Genomic DNA, 9,485 nt, shown 5'->3' on the forward strand with positions numbered 1-9,485 from the left:
ATCACACACACCTACCGGGTGATCGAGATCGTCGGTACCTCACCGGAGGGCACCGACGCCGCGATCCGCAACGGCCTGTCTCGAGCGGCCAAGACGACACGCGGACTGGACTGGTTCGAGGTGCAAGCGGTCCGCGGCCACCTGGAGAACGGAGCCGTCGCACACTTTCAGATGATCTTGAAAGTCGGCTTCCGGCTCGAGGGAGCCTAGTAAAACCGTTAGCCGGCAACGGCTCCCGGCTCGGGGAAAGGTGAGCCGAAGTCGGCCACCCTCTCGAACCCGTGTTTGCGTGCCTCGGCGGCACCTCGGCGCATCATGGCGTGCACGGCGACGAACCCGGTGTGGTCGAGTAGCACTAACGGCGACAGCAGGCGGTTGTGGACGAACGCAAATGCCAACCCGCTAGCCGGATCAGCCCAACCGAGCGAACCGCCCAGCCCGGCATGGCCGAATCCGGGCATCACGCCCGGCACGAAAATGCTGTGATAGCCGAGGTGGAATGACAACGGGACCACAAGGTTACGGTCCAATCGCAGGCTTGGCCGACCGGTCAGACCTCTTACCAACTCGGGTGACAGGAACCGGATGCCTTCGATCTCGCCACCATTGGCGATGGCACCGTACATCCGGGCCAGCCCTCGGGCCGTCACCACGCCATTCGCCGAGGGGATCTCCGCGTCCAGCAACGGAATATCTCCTTGGACAACCGCCTTCATGCCAGGGAAGTACATCGCGCCGAATCCGGCGGACGCCTGCAACTCGGCAATCTTGGGCGCGACCCAGTTGAAGACAGGATTGGGAATTGCACTCTGCGGCATGATGATCTGCGCGGCCCGTGTCGGCGCATCGACCGGCGGCCGACCCAGATGCAACCCGTCGGTGTGCAGCGGCTCGGCCAGCTCCTGACGGATCAGGCCCCGCATACCCTTGCCGGTGACCGCCCGGGCCAGCCCCGACAACAGCCAGCCGTAGGTCAGCGCATGGTAGGCAGGTCTGCCCAACGAGTAGCCCGGCGGCGCGGCCGCCAGCCGCCGTTCCATCAATTGGTGATCCAACAAGTCTTTCTTGCTGGCGCCGCGCAGTGACGATAACCCGGCCCGGTGCCGCATCACCTGGCGCACGGTGATGTTTTGTTTGCCATTGGCGCCGAACTCCGGCCAGTACTCGGCAACCGGCGCGTCGTAGTCGATCAGACCGCGGTCGACGAGTCGATGGATGACAGTGGAGGCCATCCCCTTGGTCGCCGAGAACACCATCGAGCCGGTGTCCGCCGACCACGGCACTTCTCCGCGCCGGTCCGCCCACCCGGTCCACACGTCGACGACGGGTTCACCGTCGAGATAGACGGCCAGCGCGCCGCCGCCGAATCGGCGGCCCGGGAACATGCTGGCGAAGCTGCGTACCGCGCAGGCAAAGTGTGGATCGGCCGCGCCGTGGACACCGCGCGGCAGCACTGACCGGCGATTGCCCACCACTTCGAGGGTCATACCGTCGAATTTACCGTTCCCGTCGGCAAACAAAGTCTGAGTTATCCTCTTGTTAGCCTTATGTGACCTTAAGTATTCCCTAATATAAGCCTAGGGTTCTTCTGATGCAATCCTAAGTATTTGCTGAGCCGCCATGGCTGGGGTCAATTCCCCGGCCAGTACTTGACGTTCCACCTCGGCGCGGATCTTGCGCACCGCAGGATTGGACAGCACCCGGTCCAACACCGTGTCCCGGACCATCTGCCAGGTCCAGTCGACCTGTTGGGCTCGCCGCCGTGCCTCGAATTCCCCCGCCTCGGAAAGCACCTGCCGATGGCGCTCGACGGTTTCCCACAACTCCCCCAGCCCGATGCCCTCCAACGCGCTCATAGTCAGAACCGGTGGACGCCAAAGAGTTTGGCGCGGATAGATCAACCGGATCACTCCGGCAAGTTCGCGTGCGGCCTTGCGCGCCTCGCGCAAGTGCTCGCCGTCGGCTTTGTTCACCACGACGATGTCGGCGAGCTCCAGCACGCCTTTCTTGATGCCCTGCAGCTGATCACCGGTGCGCGCCAGGGTCAGGAAGACGAAGGTGTCGACCATATTGGCCACCGCCACCTCGGACTGGCCGACACCGACGGTCTCCACCAGGATCACGTCGAACCCGGCCGCCTCCACCAGCACGATGGTTTCCCGGGTGGCCTTGGCCACCCCGCCAAGGGTGCCCGATGTCGGCGACGGGCGGATATAGGCTTCCGGATGCGTTGCCAGCTGCGACATCCGGGTCTTGTCGCCCAGGATCGATCCACCAGTGCGGGTCGACGACGGGTCAACGGCCAGCACCGCCACCCGATGCCCCCGCCGGATCAAGTACATGCCGAGCGCCTCGATGGCAGTCGACTTGCCCACCCCGGGAACCCCGGTAATGCCGATATGGTGGCCAGTTCCGGCGTCTGCCATCAGCGCCAGCAACAACTGCTGCGCCTGCTCGCGATGGTCAGGGCGGGTGGATTCCACCAATGTGATGGCCCGCGCCAAGGCAGCCCGGTCACCACTGCGGACAGCCGCCGCGACTTTATCGACGCCGTCGCCGTTGTCGGTTGCCATCTGGCTAAAGGGTGTACCCGCGGCGCTCGGCCAGCTTGTTCAGCAGATCGATTGCCGCGTCGGCGATGACCGTGCCGGGCGGGAAGATCGCGGTGGCTCCGGCGGCATACAGCTCGTCGAAGTCGCCCGGCGGGATGACCCCGCCGACCACGATCATGATGTCGGGCCGGCCCACCGCGGCCAGCGCGTCCCGCAGCGCAGGCACCAGGGTCAGGTGGCCCGCCGCCAGCGACGACACCCCGACCACGTGCACGTCGTTGTCGGCGGCCTGGCGTGCCACCTCGTCGGGTGTGGAGAACAGCGCCCCGACGTCGACGTCAAACCCGATGTCCGCGAACGCCGTTGCAATCACCTTCTGACCACGGTCGTGGCCGTCCTGGCCCATCTTGGCCACCAGAATCCTGGGGCGGCGACCGTCGGCCTCGGCGAACTTCTCGACGAGTTCGGTGGCGGAAACCATGTTGCCGGCCTTTCCAGCTTCGTCGCGGTAAACCCCGGCGATAGTACGGATCTCCGCCTGATGACGCCCATACACCTTCTCCAGTGCATCGGAGATCTCACCGACGGTGGCCTTGGTCCGGGCCGCATCGATAGCGAGCGCCAGCAAGTTGTTGCCCAGCCCATCGTCACCTGCACGGCCATGTGCCGCGGCGGCACGAGACAGCTCGGCCAGGGCGGCGTCGACGGCGACCTGATCCCGGCTTGCCCGCAGCTCTTTCAGTTTGGCCAGCTGCTCGGCCCGCACCCGGCTGTTCTCGACCTTGAGTACCTCGACCTCTTGATCCTCTTCGACCTGGTACTTGTTCACCCCGACCACCGGTTGGATTCCGGAATCGATGCGGGCCTGGGTGCGCGCGGCGGCTTCCTCGATGCGCAGCTTGGGAATACCGTCGCTGATGGCCTGCGCCATACCGCCGTGCTCGGCAACCTCGGCGATGTGGGCACGTGCCCGCTGCGCCAGTTGATACGTCAGCCACTCCACGAAATAGGAGCCGGCCCAGGGGTCGATCGGCCTGGTGGTACCGGACTCTTGCTGCAGCACCAGCTGGGTGTTGCGGGCGATGCGGGCGGAGAAGTCGGTCGGCAGCGCCAGCGCCTCATCGAGCGCGTTGGTGTGCAGCGACTGGGTGTGGCCCTGGGTTGCAGCCATCGCCTCAATGCAGGTGCGCGCCACGTTGTTGAAGGCATCCTGGGCCGTCAGCGACCAACCGGAGGTCTGCGAATGTGTACGCAGCGAAAGCGATTTGGGGTTCTTTGGGTTGAACTGAGCGACCAGCTCGCTCCACAGCAGCCGACCTGCCCGCAGTTTGGCCACTTCCATGAAGAAGTTCATCCCGATGCCCCAGAAGAAGGACAGCCGGGGCGCGAATTGGTCGATGTCCAACTCCGCGTCCAGACCGGCCTTGATGTAGTCGACGCCGTCGGCCAGGGTGTAGGCGAGCTCCAGATCGGCTGTGGCACCGGCCTCTTGGATGTGGTAGCCGGAAATGGAGATGGAGTTGAATTTCGGCATCTTGGCGCTGGTGTAGGCGAAGATGTCTGAGATGATGCGCATCGACGGCTTCGGCGGATAGATGTAGGTGTTGCGCACCATGAACTCTTTGAGGATGTCGTTCTGGATGGTGCCGGCCAGCTTCTCCGGCGGCACCCCCTGCTCCTCGGCGGCAACTACGTAGAGCGCCAGGATCGGCAGCACGGCACCGTTCATGGTCATCGACACCGACACCGTCGACAAATCGATGCCATCGAACAGCTGACGCATGTCGAGGATGGAATCGATTGCCACACCTGCCATTCCGACGTCGCCTTGAACACGCGGATGGTCTGAGTCGTAACCGCGGTGAGTGGCCAGGTCAAAAGCCACTGATAGACCCTTCTGGCCGGCGGCCAGGTTACGCCGGTAAAACGCATTGGAATCCGCCGCGGTGGAGAACCCGGCGTACTGCCGAATCGTCCAGGGCTGGTTGACATACATCGTCGGGTATGGGCCGCGCACAAAGGGCGGCTCGCCGGGAAAGCTGTTCAGCGGGTACCCCTCGGCCTCGACGGCGGCGCGGTCGGCGGCGATGTACACCGACTTGACGTTAATGTCTTCCGGCGTGTGCCACACCAGCTGCTCAGGGGTGTACCAATGCGCGGCCGCGGCCGCGGCAACGTGTTTCTCCACTGCGGCCTCGGTCGGCGGCCGCCCAGTGCGTTCACCGTGCAATGGGATATCCGAGAAGTTGCCCACAACGGGCGCGGTGGTCGTCATCTTCGCTATGCCCCCAACCGGCCTAGCAGGCTCGAAAGAGCTTCGACCGCGTTGATTTTCATGGTCAGAAACTCGTCGGGCTGTTGTTTGGGATCGGTCTCCGATAATGCTTTTTGCGGACCGGCCAGGCAGACGTGCGAGACCCCCTCACGGCGTGCTGCCTCGACGATCGCTGCCGCCTCGGTGGCGTAGCGGCCGTCGGTGCCGCAGATCACCGCCACGGTCGGCGAGCCGGCATCGGCGACCGCCTTGGCAACACCGTCGGCGTCGACTGTTCCCGGGTTGACCGCCTCGATGCCGCCGGAAGCCAGCAGGTTCGCCGCGAACGTGGTCCGGATGTTGTGCTCGGCCAGCGGACCCAGCGGCAACAGCAGCGCATGCGGGCGTGAACCGGTGCGGGCCAGGTAGGCATCGGAACGGTCCCGCAGCGCTTCGAACCCGGCGGCATAGCGCGCTAGCTTGCCCGCCGGGAGCTGCAAATGAGGCGAATCATTCTGCGGCAGAGCCGGTTCAGCCAGGTTCGGATATTCATTGACGCCGGTGATGGCAGTCCGACGGTGGGCGATATCGTTGGTGCGCTGTGCCGCAATTTCGCCGATCTGGCCGGCAATGTAGTCACGCGCGTCGACGAATCCACCATGCGTCTCGATGGACTGGAAATGCCGCCAGGCCTGCTGGGCCAGCTGTTCGGTCAGATCCTCGACGAACCACGATCCACCCGCGGGATCCAGAATCCGGCCGACGTGTGACTCTTCGAGTAGCAGCAGCTGAGTGTTGCGAGCCATCCGGCGCGCAAAACTGCTCGCCATGCCCGGGAAGCCACCCGGAATCGCCACATCGAACGGGAACACTAGCACGGTGTCGGCGCCGCCGGCGCCGGCGGCGAACGCGGCCAACGTGGTTCGCAGCATGTTCACCCAGGGGTCGCGCTGAGTCATCATCGACAGCGACGTCTCAGCATGCACGACCGCCGCGCCACTTTCCGGCTCACCGACGACTTCGGCGACCCTCGCCCACAGTTCGCGAAAGGCCCGCATTTTGGCGATCGTCATGAACTGATCGTCGTCGGCGGCCAGTCGGAAACTGATCTGAGCCAGTGCCTCGGCGACCGGCAGGCCGGACTCGGTGAGCATCCGTAGGTAGGCCACCGCGGCTGCGACGCTGCCGGCGAGTTCCCAGGTCGCGTTGGCGCCCAGATTGTGGAAGGCGGGCCCGTCGACGGTGATCGCCCGCACGCCATGGCGGCCGGCCACCTGCTTGGCGACGCCGATGACTTCCTGGATCGGCGGGGCTGGACGCTGACTGAGCGACGCGGTCAGCGGGTCAGCCCCCAGGTCGATCGACAGCGTCGCGCGCTGGTCGGATTTGACCTCGGCCACCAACTCCTGCAGGGCGTCGCAGGCCGCCCGGTAGTCGACGCCGGCATCGAGAATTACCGGTGCCATGCTCAGATACACGCCGTCGAGCACCTTCTCCAGCTGCCCGGACGCCACACCAGACTCCCCCACCCGGATCACCAGCGCGCTGACCCCCTCGGCCAGCCCGGCTAGCACCGCGGCGTTGACGTCTTCGGCGGCAACCCCAGCTACCCGGTCGGCCGGGAATGCCTCGGCGACCTTCCATCCGGACTTGACGTCGCGCAGCGCGTCGCCACCGCGCAGGTACGGCCACTCGCCCGGCAACGCCGGTTCCGGCAGCTCGTCGAGAGCGGTGTAAAGCGCCCGGATCGCGAAGCCCTCATAGGTCGGGCTGTCGAGCAACCGCTCCGGTTCTGACCCCAGGGCCTCGAGGTCCTTGGCCTCCCGCCGCGCGCTCTTGGCCAGCACCCCGGCCACCGCCGTGCGCCATTGCGCGCGACCCTGCGCGGGATCGGCGGGCCCAGCGGACACATCGACTGACACCGGCGGCTCCTACGTCGCAGCATGTGGCGGGCCCAACGCTGGCCTGCCACCCGACCACCAGGCTAAATGATCGTCGTGAACGCCCCGACGGCGACCGGCGCCACCTCGGAAACCCCGACGGCCTGCAAAAGTTAGGTGTACCTTACTAAGTAAGAAAGGCTAATGTTAGGTCGATAATGCTCACTCGGCCGCAGCGCGCACCCGATCAATCCGGATCGGTGATCGTGCTTGCCCAACTGCCCCCGGGCCGGCGGGCAACGGTACTGGGCACCGTGCCGCAGGCGAACTCCGTGGTAGCAAGCCGGCTGGTGCAACTGGGCTTTCGGGCGACGGCCCAAGTCGACGTGATCCGTCGCGCGCCGCTGGGAGATCCGACCATTTACCGGGTCCAGGACACCGAACTGTGCCTGCGCCGTCGCGAGGCGCAGCTGATCGAAGTCGTTCCCGAACCGGACCGATGACCGCCTGCCATGAGGTCGCGGCCGCGCCTGTCACCGTCGCCGGCGTCCGGCGGGTGGCGCTGGTCGGCAGCCCGAATGCCGGCAAGACCAGTGTCTTCAATCACCTGACCGGGTTGCGCGCCAAGACCGGCAACTATCCAGGCGTCACCGTCGGGCGCAGCGTCGGCACCACCAAAGTCGACGGTGCGACGATCGCCGTGGAAGATCTGCCCGGCACCTACAGCCTCGACCCGATCAGCCCGGACGAGCAGGTGGTCACCGACCTGTTGGCGGGCGAATATCCCGACATCGACCGGCCCGATGCGGTGGTTTTGGTCGCCGACGTCACCACACTGCGGCGGTCGATCATGTTGGTGGGACAGGTATTACGGCTCGACGTGCCGTGCTTACTCGCGCTGACCATGGGCGACGAATTGACGTCGCGCGGCGGCAGGATCGACGTCGAGGCGTTGTCGACGGCGCTGGCCATCCCGGTAACCGCGGTCGTCGCGCACCGCGGGTCGGGCATCGACGCCGTGCGGGCACAGCTGGCGTCGTTCGACCGGTGGCAACGCCCACCGGTGCTTCCGCCATCCGACCAAGACGCCATCGACGCGTGGGGACGGTCGGTGCTCGATGCCGCCGACTACGTTGCGCCGCAACCGGATCGCCGCACCAGCCGCATCGACCGGGTGCTGCTGCACCCGCTGTGGGGCACCGTCACGTTCTTCGCGGTGATGTTCGGCTTCTTCCAGGTCCTGTTCACCGTTGCCGCGCCGCTGCGAGACGGGATCAGCCGAGGGCTGACCTGGCTGGGCGGGCAGGTCGCCGAGCACATCGGTATTCCCGTCGTCCGCGGTTTGCTCAGCGAGGGGATTATCGGCGGGGTCGGCACGGTGCTGCAGTTCATCCCGCAGATCGTGTTGCTGTTCTTGCTGATCGCGCTGCTGGAGAACGTCGGCTACATGTCGCGGGCAGCGTTTTTGATGGATCGGGTGATGGCCAAGACCGGACTGGAGGGCCGCGCCTTCGTCGCGATGCTCTCGTCGTTCGCCTGCGCGATCCCGGGCATCATGGCCACCCGGACACTACCGTCGTCGCGCGATCGGATCGCCACCACCGTCACTGCGCCGTTGATGACCTGCTCGGCCCGGCTGCCGGTGTACACGTTGTTGGTCGGTCTGCTGGTGGCACCGCAAACGCATTGGTGGGGGCTGAGCGCACAGGGTGTCACGATGTTCCTGCTGTACCTGGGCGGCGGCACTTCCTCGCTGATCGCCGCGTCGGTGGTCAAGTCGACGATCCTGCGCGGCGACCTGCTGCCGTTCACCATGGAGCTTCCGCCCTACCGGTTCCCGTCCCCGACCGTGCTGCTGGCAGCGATGTGGAGTGCGGCCAGGGTGTTCTTGCGCAAGGCGGGAACCATCATCCTGGGCACTTCTTTGGTCTTGTGGGCGCTACTTAACCTGCCGATCCGTGAGGCGGAAACACGGGGGATGACCCCGACGAACGCAGGCACCTATGTCATGAATCACAGCTACGCCGCCGACGTCGGCAGGGCTATCGCGCCGGTGTTCACACCGCTGGGCTTCGACTGGCGCACCGATGTCGCCCTGGTCGGTTCGCTTTCGGCGCGCGAAGTGTTCGTCTCCACCCTGGGCCAGGTGTCGGCGGCGACGGACCCTGCCAACCCACGCCAGGCGCTCGCCACGATGACCGACGATCACGGCCACCGAGTGTTCACCGCGCCCACCGTCATCGCGCTGATGACGTATTTCATGTTCGCGCTGCAGTGCATGTCGACCGTCGCCGTGATGCGCCGCGAGACCAACTCGTGGCGATGGCCGGCCTTCGCTTTCTCCTACATGTTTGCCCTCGCATGGGTAATGGCGTTTGCCGCCCGGTCGATTGCGGTAGGCCTGGGCGCATGATCCCGATTCACGCCATCGCCACCGCCGACCCGCAACAGCTGCGCTGGGTGGTCGCCGCCGACCGGTTGCCGCCCACCGGCAGCGTCCGCCGCGCCCCCGGCCGTCTCGGCGCCTTGCTGGACGGCGGAGTGATCGACGAGATGGTGATCCGCACCGCCTTAGGCAACGGCGAAGTACTGATCAGGCTGCGCGCCGGCAACCGTTGGCGGGAGCTGGGCGATGACGTCCGCGTGGCACTCAGCGACGCGCTGCTGGACCCGGCCGGCTGGCAAACCGACGCCTCAGACCACACCGACCAGCTGGCGGCGATCGCCGCGGAGCTGCTCGCCGGTCCGATCGGCGCACTGGCCGATTCGCACGGCGGGTCGATCGAATTGGTTTCGGTG

At 65.9% G+C, this 9,485-nt stretch carries 8 protein-coding genes; 4 read left to right on the forward strand and 4 right to left on the reverse strand.

The annotated features are described in order from the left end of the window. Entirely contained in the window at nucleotides 1-210 is a 210-nt protein-coding gene (locus VEI45_RS17920; protein ID WP_324855602.1) for a dodecin, read from the forward strand. 8 nt (nucleotides 211-218) lie between these two features. Here the strand turns inward: VEI45_RS17920 and VEI45_RS17925 are convergent, their stop codons facing one another. The 4 genes from VEI45_RS17925 to mutA all read right to left on the reverse strand — a co-directional run bounded on the left by VEI45_RS17925 (nucleotide 219) and on the right by mutA (nucleotide 6,728). After that, the gene (locus tag VEI45_RS17925) at nucleotides 219-1,487 is read right to left on the reverse strand and encodes a serine hydrolase domain-containing protein (RefSeq protein WP_324855604.1); all 1,269 of its coding nucleotides are present in this window, start codon (nucleotides 1,485-1,487) and stop codon (nucleotides 219-221) included. Between the two features lie 90 nt (nucleotides 1,488-1,577). Then, nucleotides 1,578-2,573, reverse strand: coding sequence for a methylmalonyl Co-A mutase-associated GTPase MeaB (meaB, locus tag VEI45_RS17930; RefSeq protein ID WP_324855606.1), 996 nt, complete (start codon nucleotides 2,571-2,573; stop codon nucleotides 1,578-1,580). 4 nt (nucleotides 2,574-2,577) lie between these two features. Further along, a complete protein-coding gene (gene scpA / locus VEI45_RS17935; protein ID WP_324855608.1) occupies nucleotides 2,578-4,827 on the reverse strand; it encodes a methylmalonyl-CoA mutase in 2,250 nt (749 codons plus the stop codon). Between the two features lie 5 nt (nucleotides 4,828-4,832). After that, nucleotides 4,833-6,728 carry a methylmalonyl-CoA mutase small subunit gene (mutA, locus tag VEI45_RS17940; RefSeq protein ID WP_324855610.1) on the reverse strand — a complete coding sequence of 632 codons (1,896 nt, stop codon included), beginning with the start codon at nucleotides 6,726-6,728 and terminating at the stop codon, nucleotides 4,833-4,835. Nucleotides 6,729-6,904: 176 nt separating this feature from the next. Here mutA and VEI45_RS17945 point away from each other — a divergent pair, with 176 nt between their 5' ends. The 3 genes from VEI45_RS17945 to VEI45_RS17955 all read left to right on the forward strand — a co-directional run. Continuing rightward, entirely contained in the window at nucleotides 6,905-7,189 is a 285-nt protein-coding gene (locus tag VEI45_RS17945; RefSeq protein WP_324855612.1) for a FeoA family protein, read from the forward strand. Then, nucleotides 7,186-9,099 carry a ferrous iron transporter B gene (gene feoB, locus VEI45_RS17950; RefSeq protein WP_324855614.1) on the forward strand — a complete coding sequence of 638 codons (1,914 nt, stop codon included), beginning with the start codon at nucleotides 7,186-7,188 and terminating at the stop codon, nucleotides 9,097-9,099. The genes VEI45_RS17945 and feoB overlap by 4 nt, the downstream gene beginning before the upstream one ends. After that, the coding region (locus tag VEI45_RS17955) for a NifU family protein (RefSeq protein ID WP_324855616.1) at nucleotides 9,096-9,485 on the forward strand (390 nt) is incomplete at its 3' end. The genes feoB and VEI45_RS17955, both read left to right, overlap by 4 nt.

Origin of the sequence: Mycobacterium sp. (assembly GCF_035623875.1) — a bacterium.
In the GTDB taxonomy this organism is placed as follows: domain Bacteria; phylum Actinomycetota; class Actinomycetes; order Mycobacteriales; family Mycobacteriaceae; genus Mycobacterium.

Excerpts from the sequence above, each read along its gene's own strand:
- meaB (WP_324855606.1), bottom strand. The coding sequence starts at position 2,573 with ATGGCAACCGACAACGGCGACGGCGTCGATAAAGTCGCGGCGGCTGTC.
- scpA (WP_324855608.1), bottom strand. The coding sequence starts at position 4,827 with ATGACGACCACCGCGCCCGTTGTGGGCAACTTCTCGGATATCCCATTG.
- feoB (WP_324855614.1), top strand. The coding sequence starts at position 7,186 with ATGACCGCCTGCCATGAGGTCGCGGCCGCGCCTGTCACCGTCGCCGGC.
- VEI45_RS17925 (WP_324855604.1), bottom strand. The coding sequence starts at position 1,487 with ATGACCCTCGAAGTGGTGGGCAATCGCCGGTCAGTGCTGCCGCGCGGT.
- VEI45_RS17945 (WP_324855612.1), top strand. The coding sequence starts at position 6,905 with ATGCTCACTCGGCCGCAGCGCGCACCCGATCAATCCGGATCGGTGATC.